This is a genomic window from Anoxybacillus sp. TBDG-1 (assembly GCF_054815885.1).
Window position 1 is genome coordinate 27,672 of sequence record NZ_JBTZSY010000019.1, and the last position, 17,471, is coordinate 45,142.

Below are 17,471 nucleotides of genomic sequence, written 5' to 3' on the forward strand. Positions count from 1 at the left end.
CAAAAAGAAAACCTCATCGTCGTTTTCTTGATGAGGTTTATTTTTGTTTCTTCGGGATGCGGATTGTAATTTGGTAATAGTCTTCAAATTCTTCTTCTTCTGAATCAATCGCGACACCACTATCAGCGACCATCGTTAACGACTGACGAATCGTATTGACAGCGATGCGCATGTCTTTACTTAACGATTTTCGTTTCGGCTTCGGGCGCTTTCCTCCGTCGTTTTCTTCTAGCATTTTTGCGACCCGATCTTCTGTCTGTTTCACGTTTAGTTGCTTTTGGATAATTTCTTCAAGCAATTTCAACTGTTTATCGTAATCTTTCAGCACAATTAAAGCGCGTGCATGACGTTCTGTAATTTGACGTTGTAACAATGCGTCTTGCACTTCTTGGGGCAGTTTTAATAAGCGAAGTTTGTTGGCAATCGTTGATTGTCCTTTTCCAAGCCGTTGCGCTAACGCCTCTTGCGTTAAATGATGCAATTCTAGCAAACGAGCATAAGCGATTGCTTCTTCAATCGGAGTTAGCTCTTCCCGCTGTAAGTTTTCAATTAAAGCAACAGAAGCTGTTTCCGTATCATTCAAATTTTTAATGATAGCAGGTATATCCGTCCAGCCGAGTTTTTGTGCTGCTCGCCATCTTCGTTCCCCGGCAATAATTTCGAACTTCCCACCTTCACATTCTCGAACGACAATCGGTTGAATCATTCCATGTGTTCGAATTGTTTGTGCTAGTTCGTCGATTTTATCTTCAACAAAAATGGTCCGCGGCTGAAAACGGTTTGGGATAATTTGTGAGATAGCGATTCGCTTTATTTCTTCATTTGGTACAACGATTTCTTCTTGCTCTTTCTCACCAAAGCTAAAAAAGCGCGAAAAAGGATGCTTCATTTCCCCCTGACACCACCTTTGAGAACTCAAAACATTCATTCAATTGGAAGTTTGCTTGGTACCCCTGGTTTGCGTGGATATTTCTTCGGTGTTTTTCGTCTCTTTTCAACAAAAACGATTGCTCGTTCACTTTCCTCAATCGGCAATAAAAATTTTTCTACTTTTGTCACTTCGCCGCCTAGCACGCGGATCGCTGTGCTCCCTTGCTCAAGCTCTTCGTGTGCTGATGCTCCTTTCATCGCGATAAACGTCCCACCTATTTTTACAAGCGGTAAACAAAGCTCACTTAGCACAGACAAACGAGCAACCGCACGAGCCATCACGACATCAAACGTCTCACGGACGCTTTTTTGCCCAAACGTCTCAGCTCGATCATGATAAAAGGCTACTCCTTCAAGCCCGAGTTGTGCCGCTAAATAATTTAGAAACGTAATTCGTTTTTGTAATGAATCAACAATTGATACATGTAGGTGAGGAAAGCAAATTTTTAACGGTATGCTCGGAAATCCAGCTCCTGCCCCAACATCGCAAATAGATAATGGCTGCGAGAAATCGTAATAAAAAGCAGGTGTAATGGAATCAAAAAAATGCTTCAAGTATACGCCTTCTTTGTCTGTAATCGCCGTTAGATTCATTTTCTCGTTCCATTCAACAAGCAATTGATAATATGTTTCAAATTGAGTGAGTTGTTGAGGAGAAAGTGAAATTCCTTTCTCCTCTAACATTTGTTGAAATACGTTTACATCCATCGTTCATCCCTCTTTATTCATTTGACACACGTGCGATTTTTCCCTGCTCTAAATAAACTAATAAAATCGAAATATCCGCCGGATTGACCCCCGAAATGCGTGACGCTTGTGCAATGGAAAGCGGACGAACTTGTTTTAGTTTTTGTCGCGCCTCTGTCGCCAATCCTGTAATCGCATCGTAATCAATGTCCTCTGGAATTTTTTTATTCTCCATTTTCTTTAATTTTTCAACTTGTTGTAGCGATTTTTCAATATATCCTTCGTATTTAATTTGAATTTCTACTTGTTCTGCTACTTCAGAGTCAACCGGTTGTTCCGCCGGTGCAATCATTTGAATATGTTCATATGTCATTTCCGGACGCTTTAACAAGTCAGCTGCTCGAATGCCATCTTTTAATTCACTTCCTCCAACATTTCGAATCAGTTGTTGTACTTGCGGTGTCGGCTTAATGATGTAAGACTTGAGGCGTTTCTTTTCCGCTTCGATCGCTTCCTTTTTGGCTACAAACTTCTCATATCGCTCTTGTGAAATTAAACCGATGTTATATCCAATTTCTGTTAATCTTAGATCGGCATTGTCATGACGTAATAAAAGGCGATATTCTGCACGCGATGTTAACAAGCGGTATGGCTCATTCGTCCCTTTTGTCACAAGGTCGTCAATTAAAACGCCAATATATGCTTCGGAACGACTTAAAATTAACTCCTCTTTTCCGAGCGCTTTACATGCCGCATTAATGCCAGCAATGAGTCCTTGGCCAGCTGCCTCTTCATATCCAGATGTTCCGTTAATTTGTCCTGCTGTGTATAATCGTTGAACGACTTTTGTTTCTAACGTTGGCCATAGTTGTGTTGGAACGATCGCATCATATTCAATCGCATAACCAGCACGCATGAGCTGTGCTCTTTCTAGTCCAGGTATTGTGGCTAACATTTTACGTTGAATATGCTCCGGCAAGCTTGTCGATAAACCTTGTACATACACTTCTTGCGTATGTCTTCCTTCTGGTTCAAGGAAAATTTGGTGACGTGGTTTGTCATGGAAACGAACAATTTTATCTTCAATCGATGGGCAGTAACGCGGACCTGTCCCTTTAATCATCCCTGAATACATCGGTGACAAATGTAAATTTTCATCGATCATTCGGTGTGTTTCCTCTGTCGTATAAGTAAGCCAACAAGGAAGTTGGTCGGTAATATATTGTGTCGTCTCATATGAAAATGCGCGCGGCACTTCATCGCCTGGCTGAATTTCTGTTTTGCTGTAGTCGATCGTATGGCTATTGACACGCGGTGGCGTCCCCGTTTTAAAACGAACCAATTCAAAACCGAGTTCCTCTAAATGTTCTGAAAGCTTAATTGATGGTTGCTGATTGTTTGGACCACTCGAATACTTGATGTCCCCGATAATGATTTCACCGCGTAAAAATGTTCCCGTCGTAATAACGACAGCCTTCGCATAATAGTGAGCACCCGTATGCGTAACAACCCCTTTACATACACCATCTTCTACGATCAACTTTTCTACTTTTCCTTGCAATAATGTTAAATTCTCTTGGTTTTCTAACGTTTTTTTCATTTCTTGCTGATATAAAAATTTATCTGCTTGTGCACGCAACGCTCGCACCGCAGGTCCTTTTCCTGTATTCAACATACGCATTTGAATATGCGTTTTGTCGATGTTTTTCCCCATTTCTCCGCCTAACGCGTCAATTTCCCGAACGACAATGCCTTTTGCAGGTCCGCCGATAGATGGATTACATGGCATAAAAGCAACCATATCGAGATTGAGTGTAATCACTAGCGTACTTGCCCCCATGCGCGCAGCAGCAAGCGCTGCTTCACATCCCGCATGACCGGCGCCCACGACGATGACATCATAAGATCCTGCCTCGTAATGCATAAATACCCTCCTTATTTCCCTAAACAAAATTGTGCAAACAATTGATCAATTAAGCTTTCGTGCACCGTATCTCCAATGATTTCCCCTAACAATTCCCACGCTCTCGTTAAATCAATTTGCACGATGTCGATTGGCATATCTGCTTCGATGCCGTGAATCGCTTCTTCTATTGCTTTTTTTGCTTGCGTTAACAATGCGATATGGCGTGAGTTTGATACATAGGTTAAATCGCGCGCCTCCACATCTCCACTGAAAAACAATGAGGCAATCGCCTCTTCGAGCTGGTCGATTCCTCTTTCTTCTAAAAGCGATGTCGTAATCACTGGTGATCCTTGCGACAATTGTTTCACCCGATCCATATCGATTCGCCCAGGTAAGTCTGTTTTATTAACAATAACAATGACATCCATTCCTTTGACAGCTTCAAACAGTTGTTCATCTTCTGTCGCTAACGGTTCATTGTAATTAAGTACGAGTAAAATTAAATCGGCCTCTTTTAACACTTTCCGTGATCGCTCGACTCCAATACGTTCAACAATGTCTTCTGTTTCACGAATGCCCGCTGTATCTAACAAACGGAGCGGTATACCGCGAACATTTACATATTCCTCAATGACATCGCGTGTTGTACCCGGAATATCGGTGACAATCGCTCGATTTTCATGGGCTAAACTGTTTAATAGCGATGATTTTCCAACGTTCGGACGACCGACAATGACTGTCGCTAACCCGTCCCGTAGCACTTTTCCTTGTTGTGCGGTTTGTAACAGCCGGTCAATTTCATTTTTTACTTCCGTTGCCTTCTCAAGCAACAACCGATGCGTCATTTCTTCGACGTCATCATATTCCGGATAGTCAATATTTACTTCAACATGTGCCAATGTTTCTAAAATTGTTTGGCGCAAGCGACGAATCATTTTAGATAAACGACCTTCCATTTGGTTTAACGCGATAGCCATCGCACGATCTGTTTTGGCGCGAATGAGATCCATTACTGCTTCCGCTTGAGATAAATCAATACGACCGTTTAAAAAAGCTCTCTTTGTAAATTCCCCAGGCTCTGCTAGACGAGCTCCGAATGCAAGCACAAGCTGAAGAACACGGTTGACGGAAACGAGCCCTCCATGACAATTAATTTCAACAACATCTTCACGCGTAAACGTCTTTGGAGCCTTCATCACCGTAACCATCACTTCTTCAAACGTTTCTTTCGTCTCCGGATGCACGATGTGTCCATAATGAATGGTGTGAGAAGGTACGTCTTTTAGCCGTTTCCCTCCAACACCAACAAATAGTTGATCGACAATATTTATCGCTTCATCCCCGCTTAAACGGACGATCGCAATCGCTCCTTCCCCCATCGGAGTTGAGATCGCTGCAATTGTATCAAATTCCATCTTGTTCACCTTCTTTCATAAACGAAATTATCCACATCTATATCATGCGTATTTTATTCACAACGCTAATCAAATAAATTTTAACTTATCCACATGTGAATAACAACATACACACTACGTTTGAATTTACAAAAAAAATTCTCTAGGAACGACTTCCCCTAGAGAATGTTTACCTTTTTAGTGAAATGACGACATGGCGATGCGGTTCCGTTCCAGCTGAAAACGTTTGTATTCTGTCGTCATCGCTTAACGCCGTATGGATGATTTTCCGCTCCCATGCACTCATCGGTTCTAACGAAATATCTTTTCCTATTTGTATCGCTTTTTTCGCCATATTTTTCGCTAAACGAACAAGTGTTTCTTCTCTTCGTTTTCGATATCCTTCCGCATCAATAACAACTCGAAGCGGACGATCCGTATAACGATTTAAAACTCCTTGCGCCAATAATTGTAACGCATTCAACGTTTGACCGTGCTTTCCAATTACTCGCGCAACATCGCGACCTGAAATGAAAACAACTAAACGCTCCTCTTCCGATTGAAACGCGAGCTGAACACGGACATTCATTTGTTCGATAACATGTTTTAAAAACGATTCGACACAAAAAAACGGGTTGCTAATCGTTACTTCAACGACCGCTTCTTTTCCGCCGAACAAGCCAAGAAACGGTCTTTTTTCTTGTTGAACAACAACAATATCGACCGCTTCTTTCGGCACATGTAATTGCGCTAACGCTTTTTCCACTGCCTCTTCTACCGTTTGACCCCTCATCGTGATTCGTTTCACTTTCCTGTTCCCCCAGCTTGTTTCGTTGCTTTTAAGTCTGGTCCTTTAATGAAATACGTTTGTACAATCATAAACAAGTTTCCAACAACCCAATAAAGCGAAAGCGCTGCTGGGAAGTTGATCGCAAAGACGACGACCATAATTGGCATTAACCAAAGTAACATCGCCATTTGTGGATTTTGTTGCTCCGTGCCAGCCATCATCATCTTTTGTTGAATAAATGTCGTGACCCCTGCCACAAGCGGCAAGATAAAAAACGGATCTTTTTCACCTAAGTCAAACCATAAAAAATTATGGCGTGCAATTTCTTCTGTACGCATAATAGCATGGTAAAACCCAATTAAAATCGGCATTTGAATAAGTAGTGGCAAACACCCAGCTAACGGATTGACGCCATGCTTTTGGAAAAGCAACATCGTTTCTTGTTGAAGTTTTTGCTGCGTTTGTGCATCCTTTGAGCTATATTTTTCACGAAGTTTTTGCAATTCTGGTTGTAACGCCTGCATCGCTTTAGAATTTCTCGTTTGTTGAATCATAAGCGGCAAAATAGCAAAACGAATCAAAATGGTTACGACGATAATCCCTAAACCATAATTGGAACCAAATAACTCAGACGTGTATGTAATTAACCAAGATAGTGGGTACACAATATACTCGTTCCAAAAACCTTTACTTTCTGCAGTAATTGGTTGGTTAATTTCCGAACATCCTGCTAACAAAACAGCAAGAAGTAAAAACAGCCATGCGATCTGCCTTTTTTTCACTCGTTTTTCCCCCTTACTTTATACATTCCATGAAATATTTTAACATATCGGTCGATCGAACATTTAATGAAAAACGTTTGCTCGTCTTAACACGTGCAATAAACTTTTTTTCACCTCTTCATACCCCATCGTAGCTACCGACACTCGTGCAATAATAACATAATCTTTCCCTGCGTCAATCCGACCCAGCTCTTTGTGAAACACTTGGCGAATATATCGTTTCACACGATTGCGGACGACTGCTTTCCCTATTTTCTTACTAACGGATAACCCGATGCGAAAATACGATTGCTCTGGTTTATCGAGAACATATAACACAAACTGCCGATTCGCCACCGATGTTCCCCGCTTGAATACTTCTTGAAATTCGTCATTTTTTTTTATGCGATATTTTTTTTTCATGTGCTCTCATCACACCTCGATCGTAACTCCCGTTAGAAAAAAGACCACTGATCGTTCAGTGGCCTATGCAGATAATACTTTTCTTCCTTTACGACGGCGACGAGCAAGAACTTTTCTTCCGTTTTTTGTGCTCATACGCGCACGGAAACCGTGTACTTTGCTGCGCTTCCGTTTGTTTGGTTGATACGTTCTTTTCATATATGACACCTCCCTGAGGAATAACTGTTAAAAGACAGTCTTTCTAATTATAGTGAGAAATTTAGAGAAATGTCAACTACTCCAGGAGTATCTTTTTTTGACTATACTGTGATTATGAATGTGGATAAATTTTTTGTCGCTTTTTCTGTATCCACAACATTTATCGACAAGTTTTTCACATCTTATAACCTTGTGGATAATATTTTTTCACGGCTTTTTTGTTTTGTGGATAATATTTTAAAACCATTGCAACATAAGTATTTATCTGCTATTATATTGTTGTTTTTACTCTGGATAATTATATAAGTTTTTTGTATTATCCACAAAATGTGGATAACGTGTGGACAGTTTCGTCCACATACTGTGTAAATATTTGTCCACAATCGGTGAAAACTGTCGAAAAAAAAATTTTATAGACAAACACAGTTATACAAAAGTTAAACACCCGCGCGGAGAAGGAGGGAGAGCGGCGTGGAAAATATTTCGGACTTATGGAATAAAGCATTAGCCGAAATTGAGAAAAAAATCAGCAAACCGAGCTTTGAAACATGGTTAAAATCAACGACTGCACATTCATTAAAAGGCGACATACTCATTATTACCGTCCCAAATGAATTTACAAAAGACTGGCTCGAATCACGTTACACCCGGCTGATTGAACAAACACTTTATGACATTACCGGAGAAGAGTTGAAAATTAAATGCTCAATTCCTAATCATCAAACATCGGAGGAATTCGATCTAAAGCCAACGAGTAAGCCGCGAAAGCATGATGACGAACAAGCAGAATTTCCACAAAGTATGCTGAATCCAAAATATACGTTTGACACTTTTGTCATCGGATCTGGAAATCGTTTTGCTCATGCCGCATCTTTAGCGGTGGCAGAAGCACCGGCCAAAGCATACAACCCGCTTTTCATTTACGGTGGTGTAGGCCTAGGCAAGACGCACCTCATGCACGCAATCGGTCATTACGTTCTTGAACATAACCCATCAGCGAAAGTCGTCTATTTATCTTCAGAAAAGTTTACAAATGAGTTTATTAATGCCATTCGCGATAACCGTCCAGATGATTTTCGTAACAAATATCGTAATGTGGACGTGCTTTTAATAGATGATATTCAATTTTTAGCTGGAAAAGAACAAACACAAGAAGAGTTTTTCCATACGTTTAATACGCTACATGAAGAAAGTAAGCAAATCGTCATATCGAGTGACCGACCTCCAAAGGAAATCCCGACGTTAGAAGACCGCCTGCGTTCTCGTTTTGAATGGGGCTTAATTACAGACATCACTCCTCCTGACTTAGAAACGAGAATTGCCATTTTGCGTAAAAAAGCAAAAGCCGAAGGGTTCGACATACCAAACGAAGTGATGTTGTATATTGCTAATCAAATTGACTCGAATATTCGAGAATTAGAAGGAGCGCTCATTCGTGTCGTTGCTTACTCTTCTTTAATTAACAAAGAAATTAACGCAGATTTGGCAGCAGAGGCACTAAAAGATATTATTCCAAGTTCCAAACCAAAAGTAATTACGATTCAAGATATTCAACGTGTTGTCGGAGAGCATTTTAACGTGAAACTTGAAGATTTTAAGGCAAAGAAACGAACGAAATCCGTTGCTTTTCCGCGCCAAATTGCTATGTATCTTTCACGGGAGTTGACCGACTGTTCGCTCCCTAAAATTGGTGAAGAATTTGGGGGACGTGACCATACGACGGTCATCCATGCTCACGAAAAAATTTCAGCCCTCATTCAAACTGACGTTCAATTACAGAAGCAATTGAAAGAAATTATGGAGAAACTGAAATAATGTGAATAACTGTTTCGTATTTGTGCACAGACTGTCCACATGTGGATAGTCTGTGCTTCCTTTGTTTTATTCACTTATCCACATAATCACAGCACCTAGTACTATGATTAATAGTTTTTTAAAAAAATATAATAAATAAATTAGGGAGGTTTTCTTTGTGAAAGTTATCATTGATCGAGATCACCTAGTGAGAAGTGTACAAGATGTAATGAAGGCCGTATCATCTCGAACGACAATTCCTATTTTGACTGGAATTAAAATCGTTGCTTCTGAGCAAGGTGTTACATTGACAGGAAGTGATTCAGATATTTCGATTGAATCGTTTATTCCAGCAGAAGAAAATGACAGGATTATTGTTGATGTCATTAAACAAGGGAGTGTAGTTCTACAAGCGCGATTTTTTAGTGAAATTGTTCGTAAGTTACCGAAAGAAACAGTAGAAATCGAAGTAAAGGATCAATTTGTCGCAACGATTCGTTCTGGAAAAACGGAATTTCATTTAAACGGATTGGATGCGGAAGAATATCCACGCTTACCACAAATTCAAGAGGAAAATATGTTTCAAATACCAGCGGATTTGTTAAAACATGTGATTCGCCAAACAGTATTCGCAGTGTCCACCTCAGAAACACGTCCGATCTTGACAGGTGTAAACTGGCGAATTGAAAATAATGAACTTACGTGCATTGCAACAGATAGCCATCGACTGGCTATGAGAAAAGCAAAAGTAGAAACAGAATCAGAAGCATACTACAATATCGTCATTCCAGGAAAAAGCTTAAACGAACTAAATAAAATTCTCGAAGAGTCCAATGAGCCTGTTCACATCGTTGTAACAGAAAACCAAGTATTATTTAAGACAAAACATTTGTTGTTTTTCTCACGTTTGTTAGATGGGAACTATCCAGATACATCTCGACTTATTCCAACAGATAGCCAAACAGATATGATCGTAAAAACGAAGGAGTTTTTACAAGCAATCGACCGTGCGTCATTACTAGCACGTGAAGGAAGAAATAACGTTGTTCGTTTATCAACGCTGTCCGACAAAGTCGTTGAGATTTCTTCAAACTCACCAGAGATCGGAAAAGTGGTAGAAGAAGTGCAGTGTGAACAAGTAGACGGAGAAGAATTAAAAATTTCTTTCAGTGCAAAATATATGATGGATGCATTAAAGGCGTTAGAAGGAGCAGAAATTAAAATTAGTTTTACTGGTGCAATGCGCCCATTTTTAATTCGACCACTTCATGACGATTCCATGCTCCAATTAATTTTACCTGTACGCACATACTAAAAGCTGCTAGGTTACCTAGCAGCTTTCCTTTTCTTCACTCTTCTTTTTTAGTACAATGAAAGAATGGACACTTTTTATAGAAAGTGAGCGGATAAGAGATGAAAGAAATAAAAATTTCAACAGAAACCATTACACTTGGACAATTTTTAAAACTAGCGAACGTCATTTCAACAGGAGGAATGGCGAAATGGTTTTTACAAACAAACGATGTATTTGTTAACGGTGAGCGGGAACAACGTCGTGGTCGCAAACTAAGAGCAGGAGACGTTGTCGACATTCAAACAATCGGTACATTTACGATTTGTTCGTAAAGGTGGGAGGCACCTTTGTTTTTAGAACAGTTAACTTTAAAAAATTACCGCAATTATGAACAAGGTTGTTGGCAATTTCAAAACAAGGTAAATGTCATCTTAGGGGAAAACGCCCAAGGCAAGACGAACATCATGGAATCGATCTATGTCTTGTCGATGGCAAAATCACATCGAACGACGAATGATAAAGATTTAATTCGTTGGGACAAAGATTATGCTAAAATAGAAGGTAAAGTAGGAAAGAAAAATGGCTCAATTTTTTTACAGTTAACCGTGTCGAAAAAAGGGAAAAAAGCAAAACTAAATTATATCGAGCAGGCAAAATTAAGCAGTTATGTCGGGCATATGAACGTTGTCATGTTTGCCCCAGAAGATTTAAGCCTTGTAAAAGGGAGCCCACAAATTCGAAGACGTTTTATCGATATGGAAATCGGTCAAGTATCTCCTGTTTATATGTATGAGCTTGGTCAATATCAAAAGGTGTTGCAACAAAGAAATCAATATTTGAAACTACTTCAGTCAAAAAAACAGACGGACGAAACGTTTCTTGATGTGCTCACAGAACAGCTTGTGGAGCTCGCTGTAAAAATCACTCTAAAAAGATATGAATTTATTGAATTGTTACAAATGTGGGCAAAACCAATCCATGCTGAAATTAGCCGAGGCAATGAACAATTAGGGATTCATTATTGTCCTTCAGTTGATGTATTAGACAAGCAACAATGGTCGAGAATAGTAGAAGTGTATAACGATAAGTTTACACAAATAAAAACAAAAGAAATCGAACGAGGTACAACGCTCATCGGTCCACATCGGGATGATTTATCGTTTACGATTAACGGAAAAGATGTACAGACGTTCGGTTCTCAAGGTCAACAACGAACGACGGCTCTTTCACTGAAACTAGCTGAAATTGATTTAATTTTTTCGGAAATCGGCGAGTATCCTATCCTTTTACTCGATGATGTTCTATCAGAGCTGGATGATTTTCGTCAAACACATTTGTTAAATGCTATACAAGGCAAAGTACAAACATTTGTAACAACAACAAGTATAGATGGGATTGAACATCGCGTCGTTCGAGACGCAGATGTGTATGAAGTTGTCTCGGGACAAATGATGAGACGATAGTTGTTCATAAACCTCGAACATATTGTTCGAAAAGGAAAGCGTAGGTGATCAATAGTGGCGATGGAACAAAGAGATCAAATTGTTTATGATGAAAGTCAAATCCAAGTTCTCGAAGGGTTAGAAGCGGTACGAAAAAGACCAGGGATGTATATCGGATCAACCGGGCCGAAAGGATTGCATCATCTCGTTTGGGAAATCGTTGATAACAGCATTGATGAAGCGTTAGCTGGATTTTGTACGGAAATTAACGTCATTGTTGAAGAAGATAACAGCATTACAGTAATCGATAACGGCCGTGGGATTCCTGTTGGCATCCATGAAAAAATGGGGAGACCAGCTGTTGAAGTAATTATGACTGTATTGCACGCCGGTGGAAAATTTGGCGGTGGCGGATATAAAGTGTCTGGGGGATTGCACGGAGTCGGTGCATCCGTTGTTAATGCGTTGTCAGAAGAGCTGGAAGTATATGTACATCGCGACAGGAAGATTCACTATCAAAAATATAAGCGTGGTGTACCTTGCGCGGATTTGCAAGTTGTAGGTGAGACAGATCAGACAGGCACAACGATTCATTTTAAACCAGATCCAGAAATTTTCACAGAAACGACGGAGTATGATTACGATACACTTGCGCATCGCTTGCGGGAACTTGCTTTTTTAAACAAAGGCATTCGTATTACGCTAGAAGATCGACGCGGTGAGAAGCGACGTAACGAATATTACTATGAAGGCGGAATTTCTTCATATGTCAAACATTTAAATCGGACAAAGGAAACGCTCCACGAGGAACCAATTTACATCGAAGGGGAAAAAGACGGAATTCAAGTCGAAATCGCCTTGCAATATAACGATGGCTATACAAGTAATATATACTCATTCGCTAATAACATTCATACGCATGAAGGCGGTACGCATGAACTAGGTTTTAAAACGGCGTTAACGAGAATCATTAATGATTATGGTCGAAAAAACAATATGTTTAAAGAACAAGATGCCAATTTAACAGGGGAAGATGTGAGGGAAGGATTAACAGCAATCATTTCCGTAAAACATCCGTCTCCACAGTTTGAGGGACAAACGAAAACAAAACTTGGAAATAGCGATGCCCGCACCGCGACAGAGTCTCTTTTTGCTGAACAATTTGAGAAGTTTTTGCTCGAAAACCCAGCAGTTGCTAAAAAAATTGTTGAAAAAGGGGTTTTAGCTTCTCGCGCGCGCCTCGCAGCGAAGCGAGCAAGGGAATTAACGAGAAGAAAAAATGCTCTTGAAATATCAAGTTTGCCTGGGAAATTAGCGGATTGTTCCTCGAAAGATCCAGCAATATGTGAACTATATGTCGTGGAGGGAGATTCAGCTGGTGGTTCTGCAAAACAAGGGCGTGACCGCCATTTCCAAGCGATTTTACCGTTGCGTGGAAAAATTATTAACGTTGAAAAATCAAGATTAGATAAAATTTTATCAAACAATGAAGTTCGTGCAATTATTACGGCTCTTGGTACGGGAATTGGGGAAGATTTTGATATTACAAAAGCTCGCTACCATAAAATCATTATTATGACAGACGCGGATGTCGATGGCGCACATATTCGTACATTGTTGTTGACATTTTTCTACCGCTATATGCGCGAGGTCATTGAACAAGGTTATGTTTACATCGCTCAGCCACCTTTATATAAAATTCAGCAAGGGAAACGAATTGAGTATGCATATAGTGATCGACAACTTGAAGAAATGTTAGCACGGTTACCTGAACAACCAAAACCGATTATTCAACGTTATAAAGGTCTTGGAGAGATGAATCCAGAGCAACTTTGGGAAACGACGATGAATCCAGAGACGAGAACGTTGCTAAAAGTGAGTTTGCAAGATGCGATGGAAGCAGACGAAACATTTGAGATTTTAATGGGAGATAAAGTAGAACCACGTAGACAGTTTATCGAAGAAAACGCGAAGTATGTAAAAAATCTTGATATTTAAGTATGTCGGAGAGTGTTTGTTCACCCTCCCCTTGTTTTATTATTTTGTTAAGTAAGGGAGGTTCGTTGCTGTATGTCTGAACGGGTAAAAGAAGTAAGTATTAGTCAAGAAATGCGCGAGTCTTTTCTCGATTATGCCATGAGTGTTATTGTATCGCGTGCACTTCCTGATGTGCGTGACGGACTAAAGCCGGTACATCGCCGTATTTTATATGCGATGCACGATTTAGGGATGACAGCAGACAAGCCTTATAAAAAGTCGGCACGTATTGTCGGTGAGGTAATCGGTAAGTACCATCCGCATGGTGATGCAGCGGTATACGATACGATGGTACGGATGGCGCAGGATTTTAACTATCGCTATATGCTCGTGGATGGACACGGAAACTTTGGATCAATTGACGGAGATGCCGCAGCGGCTATGCGTTATACAGAAGCGAGAATGTCGAAAATTTCGATGGAGCTGTTGCGCGATATTAACAAAGATACAATTGATTATCAAGATAACTATGACGGTTCAGAACGTGAACCTATCGTTTTGCCCGCTCGTTTTCCTAATTTACTTGTGAACGGATCGTCAGGGATCGCGGTTGGTATGGCAACGAATATTCCACCGCATCAACTTGGGGAAGTCATTGACGCTTTATTGGAACTGATGAAAGATCCCGACATGACGGTTGCTGAATTGATGGAATATTTGCCAGGTCCTGATTTTCCGACAGGTGCGCAAATTATTGGAAGAGGCGGCATAAGAAAAGCATATGAAACAGGACGCGGTTCGATCACATTACGTGCGAAAGCAGAAATTGAGCAAAAAGAGAACGGAAAAGAAATGATTATCGTCCGTGAATTACCTTACCAAGTCAATAAAGCGAAGTTAATTGAAAAAATTGCTGAACTTGTACGTGAAAAGAAAATCGATGGCATTACAGACTTACGTGATGAATCTGATCGGAGCGGAATGCGTATCGTTATTGAAGTGAGGAGAGATGTAAGCGCTCATGTTTTGTTAAACAATTTATACAAACAAACGGCTTTACAAACGAGTTTTGGGATCAATATGCTCGCGCTTGTTAATGGACAACCGAAAGTATTAAATTTAAAACAATGTTTACAACATTATTTAGAACATCAAAAAATTGTTATTCGCCGTCGCACTCAGTTTGAACTAAACAAAGCAGAAGCACGTGCCCATATTTTAGAAGGTTTGCGCATTGCCCTTGATCACTTAGACGAGGTAATTGAGCTTATTCGTCAGTCTGCGACCGTAGACATAGCGAAAGAAGGATTAATGACAAAGTTTCAGTTGAGTGAAAAGCAAGCGCAAGCTATTTTAGATATGCGTCTACAACGTTTAACGGGACTAGAGCGTGAAAAAATTGAACAAGAGTATGAGGAGCTAGTAAAGCTCATCGCGCATTTAAAAGCCATTTTAGCTGATGAACAAAAAGTTTTACAAATCATTCGTGACGAATTGATTGAAATTAAAGAGAAGTTCAATGACTATCGTCGTACAGAAATTGTAAATGGCGGTTTAGAGACGATCGATGATGAAGATTTAATTACTCGTGAAAATATCGTTGTTACATTAACACATAGAGGATATATAAAACGTCTCCCTGTTTCAACGTACCGAAGCCAACGACGTGGGGGGCGTGGTATTCAAGGGATGAATACAAATGAGGACGATTTTGTCGAGCATTTAGTCGTTACATCGACACATGATATTGTTTTGTTTTTTACAAACAAAGGAAAAGTCTACAAAGCAAAAGGATACGAAATTCCAGAGTTCAGTCGCACAGCAAAAGGTATTCCAATAGTTAACTTATTAAACGTTGAAAAAGATGAAGTAATTAACACTGTTATTGCAATCGAACAATTCCATGAAGATGCATTTTTATTTTTTACAACAAAGAAAGGAATTGCTAAAAGATCCCCATTATCGTCGTTTGCTAACATCCGTAACCATGGTTTAATTGCTATTCATTTACATGAAAGTGATGAATTAATATCTGTAAAACTGACAGATGGTCATAAACATATGATTGTAGGGACGAAAAAAGGAATGTTAATTCGTTTTCCTGAGACAGATGTTCGCTCAATGGGACGGACGGCTGCGGGTGTAAAAGCAATTACGTTATGTCCAGGCGACGAAGTGGTTGGTATGGAAAGTTTGAATGGTGATGAGGAAATTTTAATTGTAACGCGAAATGGCTATGGAAAACGAACACCAGCTTCAGAGTATCGGATTCAAAGCCGTGGTGGAAAAGGAATTAAGACATGTAATATTACTGAAAAGAACGGCGATGTTGTTGCTGTCAAAACAGTTACAGGTGAAGAAGACTTAATGTTAATGACCGCAAGCGGTGTAATGATTCGTATGGCCGTGAGCGATATTTCCGTCATGGGACGAAACACACAAGGTGTTAAGCTTATCCGACTAGATGAAGAAAACGAGCAGGAGTATGTCGCAACCGTAGCTAAGGTGCCAAAAGAAGAAAAAGAACAACTGCAAGAAGCATAGAGGGGGAGTTTTCCCCTCTATGCTTTACAAAAGGGGGGAGAAAGACATGTTGTTAGTAAAAACAGCTCAATTGCAAGAAGGGTGCATTTTAGCCGAAGATATTATTGGAAAATCGCATCGTGTTATTGTTCCAAAAAATACGGTGTTAAATACGAAACTATTAACTGTATTGCAAAAGTTTCTTGTTGATCAAGTACGTGTACAGTCAGTTCTTGTTGACGGTAGCACGTTTCGACCGAGTGAAGTCATTCAAGAAGACGTACTGAAGCCAAAAATAGCGGAAAACAAAGATATATTGACCTTATATTTAGAAGTTGTTCAACAATATAAACAAATGTTTCAAGGGTGGCAGGCTGGGTTACCTGTCGATATTGGCAAAGTGCGTAAAATGTTTATGCCTTTGTTTGAAAAAGTATTGGAATCAGAAAAGGAGCTGCTCTTCTTTCATCACTACTCGACAAAATCGGAGTACTTATTTCATCATGCAGTAACAGTCGGCCTTCTTTCAGGTGTATTAGCGAAAAAATTACAATATGCAAAAGGAGATTACACGCAAGTCGCCATCGCTGGGCTATTAAGCGATTGCGGTATGTCAAAAGTTGACCCGAAAATACTTAATAAAAGTACGGCTCTTACTCCAATGGAATATAAAGATATGCGTCAACATACCGTCTACGGGTATAAAATGGTTCAAAAAATTACTGCGGTACAAGAAGGAGTAAAGCTCGCTGTTTTGCAACATCATGAGCGAAATGATGGTAGCGGATACTTACTTAGTGTTCAAGAAGAAAAAATACACCCTTATAGTAAAATTGTTGCTGTCGCAGACGTTTATCATGCGATGATTTCTGAGCGTCCTTATCGCAATAAGCAATCACCTTTTAAAGTGTTTGAACAAATTCATAAGGATTGTTTTGGAAAATTCGATCTTTCCGTTGTTCAAGCGCTGGCCTCTCTTTTGATGAACCTTTCTTTAGGAGCAAAAGTAAAATTATCAAATGAACAAGTTGGGGAAATTATCTTTTTCGAACAAGATTCACCGTCTTGTCCAATGATTAAAGTAATTGATACAAACCAAATCATTTCATTAAAGAACGAAAAAGATTTGTGTATTGAAGAGATTATAAAATGAAATGACAATGGCGATTGTCCATGTCATTTCATTTTATAATAAAAAAGTGTTGACAATAACAAAGTGCTCTTGTATGATATATCTTGTGCTTGATGTTCCTTGAAAACTGAACAAAACAGCAGCGTAAAAGCTAGAGATATAAACTTTCTATGGAGAGTTTGATCCTGGCTCAGGACGAACGCTGGCGGCGTGCCTAATA

Annotated in this window: 15 protein-coding genes; 7 read left to right on the forward strand and 8 right to left on the reverse strand. The window is 39.8% G+C overall.

Going from position 1 to position 17,471, the window contains the following annotated elements; translation table 11 throughout:
* Positions 1-37 precede the first annotated feature (37 nt).
* The 8 genes from noc to rpmH all read right to left on the reverse strand — a co-directional run bounded on the left by noc (position 38) and on the right by rpmH (position 7,089).
* Positions 38-889 (reverse strand): nucleoid occlusion protein, encoded by an 852-nt coding sequence (gene noc, locus ACYQY7_RS07540; RefSeq protein ID WP_461201458.1) that lies wholly within the window; start codon positions 887-889, stop codon positions 38-40.
* 35 nt (positions 890-924) lie between these two features.
* Positions 925-1,638: a 16S rRNA (guanine(527)-N(7))-methyltransferase RsmG gene (gene rsmG, locus ACYQY7_RS07545; protein WP_461201459.1), complete on the reverse strand. Its 714-nt coding sequence runs from the start codon at positions 1,636-1,638 to the stop codon at positions 925-927.
* 13 nt (positions 1,639-1,651) lie between these two features.
* A complete protein-coding gene (gene mnmG / locus ACYQY7_RS07550; RefSeq protein ID WP_461201460.1) occupies positions 1,652-3,541 on the reverse strand; it encodes a tRNA uridine-5-carboxymethylaminomethyl(34) synthesis enzyme MnmG in 1,890 nt (629 codons plus the stop codon).
* Between the two features lie 11 nt (positions 3,542-3,552).
* On the reverse strand, positions 3,553-4,938 hold the full coding sequence (gene mnmE, locus ACYQY7_RS07555; RefSeq protein WP_461201461.1) for a tRNA uridine-5-carboxymethylaminomethyl(34) synthesis GTPase MnmE: 1,386 nt from the start codon (positions 4,936-4,938) through the stop codon (positions 3,553-3,555).
* Positions 4,939-5,107: 169 nt separating this feature from the next.
* A complete protein-coding gene (jag, locus tag ACYQY7_RS07560; RefSeq protein ID WP_461201462.1) occupies positions 5,108-5,725 on the reverse strand; it encodes an RNA-binding cell elongation regulator Jag/EloR in 618 nt (205 codons plus the stop codon).
* Positions 5,722-6,489: a YidC family membrane integrase SpoIIIJ gene (gene spoIIIJ, locus ACYQY7_RS07565; RefSeq protein ID WP_461201463.1), complete on the reverse strand. Its 768-nt coding sequence runs from the start codon at positions 6,487-6,489 to the stop codon at positions 5,722-5,724. The genes jag and spoIIIJ overlap by 4 nt, the downstream gene beginning before the upstream one ends.
* 63 nt (positions 6,490-6,552) lie before the next feature.
* The gene (gene rnpA, locus ACYQY7_RS07570) at positions 6,553-6,891 is read right to left on the reverse strand and encodes a ribonuclease P protein component (RefSeq protein ID WP_461201464.1); all 339 of its coding nucleotides are present in this window, start codon (positions 6,889-6,891) and stop codon (positions 6,553-6,555) included.
* Positions 6,892-6,954: 63 nt separating this feature from the next.
* Positions 6,955-7,089: a 50S ribosomal protein L34 gene (gene rpmH, locus ACYQY7_RS07575; protein ID WP_003397591.1), complete on the reverse strand. Its 135-nt coding sequence runs from the start codon at positions 7,087-7,089 to the stop codon at positions 6,955-6,957.
* Between the two features lie 471 nt (positions 7,090-7,560).
* Between rpmH and dnaA the strand changes: the two genes are divergently transcribed.
* The 7 genes from dnaA (at position 7,561) to ACYQY7_RS07610 (ending at position 17,272) form a co-directional block, all read left to right on the forward strand.
* Positions 7,561-8,904: a chromosomal replication initiator protein DnaA gene (gene dnaA, locus ACYQY7_RS07580; protein ID WP_461201465.1), complete on the forward strand. Its 1,344-nt coding sequence runs from the start codon at positions 7,561-7,563 to the stop codon at positions 8,902-8,904.
* Positions 8,905-9,061: 157 nt separating this feature from the next.
* A complete protein-coding gene (gene dnaN / locus ACYQY7_RS07585) occupies positions 9,062-10,198 on the forward strand; it encodes a DNA polymerase III subunit beta (RefSeq protein ID WP_461201466.1) in 1,137 nt (378 codons plus the stop codon).
* A 98-nt stretch (positions 10,199-10,296) separates the two neighbouring features.
* Complete coding sequence (gene yaaA / locus ACYQY7_RS07590; protein ID WP_035048191.1) at positions 10,297-10,509, forward strand: S4 domain-containing protein YaaA; 213 nt, start codon at positions 10,297-10,299, stop codon at positions 10,507-10,509.
* Positions 10,510-10,524: 15 nt separating this feature from the next.
* Positions 10,525-11,640, forward strand: coding sequence for a DNA replication/repair protein RecF (recF, locus tag ACYQY7_RS07595; protein ID WP_461201467.1), 1,116 nt, complete (start codon positions 10,525-10,527; stop codon positions 11,638-11,640).
* A 60-nt stretch (positions 11,641-11,700) separates the two neighbouring features.
* Entirely contained in the window at positions 11,701-13,617 is a 1,917-nt protein-coding gene (gyrB, locus tag ACYQY7_RS07600) for a DNA topoisomerase (ATP-hydrolyzing) subunit B (RefSeq protein ID WP_461201471.1), read from the forward strand.
* Between the two features lie 72 nt (positions 13,618-13,689).
* Positions 13,690-16,140, forward strand: a complete 2,451-nt coding sequence (gene gyrA / locus ACYQY7_RS07605) for a DNA gyrase subunit A (protein ID WP_461201468.1) — start codon at positions 13,690-13,692, stop codon at positions 16,138-16,140.
* A gap of 46 nt (positions 16,141-16,186) precedes the next feature.
* Positions 16,187-17,272, forward strand: a complete 1,086-nt coding sequence (locus ACYQY7_RS07610; protein ID WP_461201469.1) for an HD-GYP domain-containing protein — start codon at positions 16,187-16,189, stop codon at positions 17,270-17,272.
* The last annotated feature ends 199 nt before the right edge of the window (positions 17,273-17,471 follow it).

Coding starts and splice junctions, on each gene's coding strand:
- noc (WP_461201458.1), bottom strand. CDS start 889: ATGAAGCATCCTTTTTCGCGCTTTTTTAGCTTTGGTGAGAAAGAGCAA.
- rsmG (WP_461201459.1), bottom strand. CDS start 1,638: ATGGATGTAAACGTATTTCAACAAATGTTAGAGGAGAAAGGAATTTCA.
- mnmG (WP_461201460.1), bottom strand. CDS start 3,541: ATGCATTACGAGGCAGGATCTTATGATGTCATCGTCGTGGGCGCCGGT.
- mnmE (WP_461201461.1), bottom strand. CDS start 4,938: ATGGAATTTGATACAATTGCAGCGATCTCAACTCCGATGGGGGAAGGA.
- rnpA (WP_461201464.1), bottom strand. CDS start 6,891: ATGAAAAAAAAATATCGCATAAAAAAAAATGACGAATTTCAAGAAGTA.
- rpmH (WP_003397591.1), bottom strand. CDS start 7,089: ATGAAAAGAACGTATCAACCAAACAAACGGAAGCGCAGCAAAGTACAC.
- yaaA (WP_035048191.1), top strand. CDS start 10,297: ATGAAAGAAATAAAAATTTCAACAGAAACCATTACACTTGGACAATTT.
- gyrB (WP_461201471.1), top strand. CDS start 11,701: ATGGAACAAAGAGATCAAATTGTTTATGATGAAAGTCAAATCCAAGTT.
- gyrA (WP_461201468.1), top strand. CDS start 13,690: ATGTCTGAACGGGTAAAAGAAGTAAGTATTAGTCAAGAAATGCGCGAG.
- ACYQY7_RS07610 (WP_461201469.1), top strand. CDS start 16,187: ATGTTGTTAGTAAAAACAGCTCAATTGCAAGAAGGGTGCATTTTAGCC.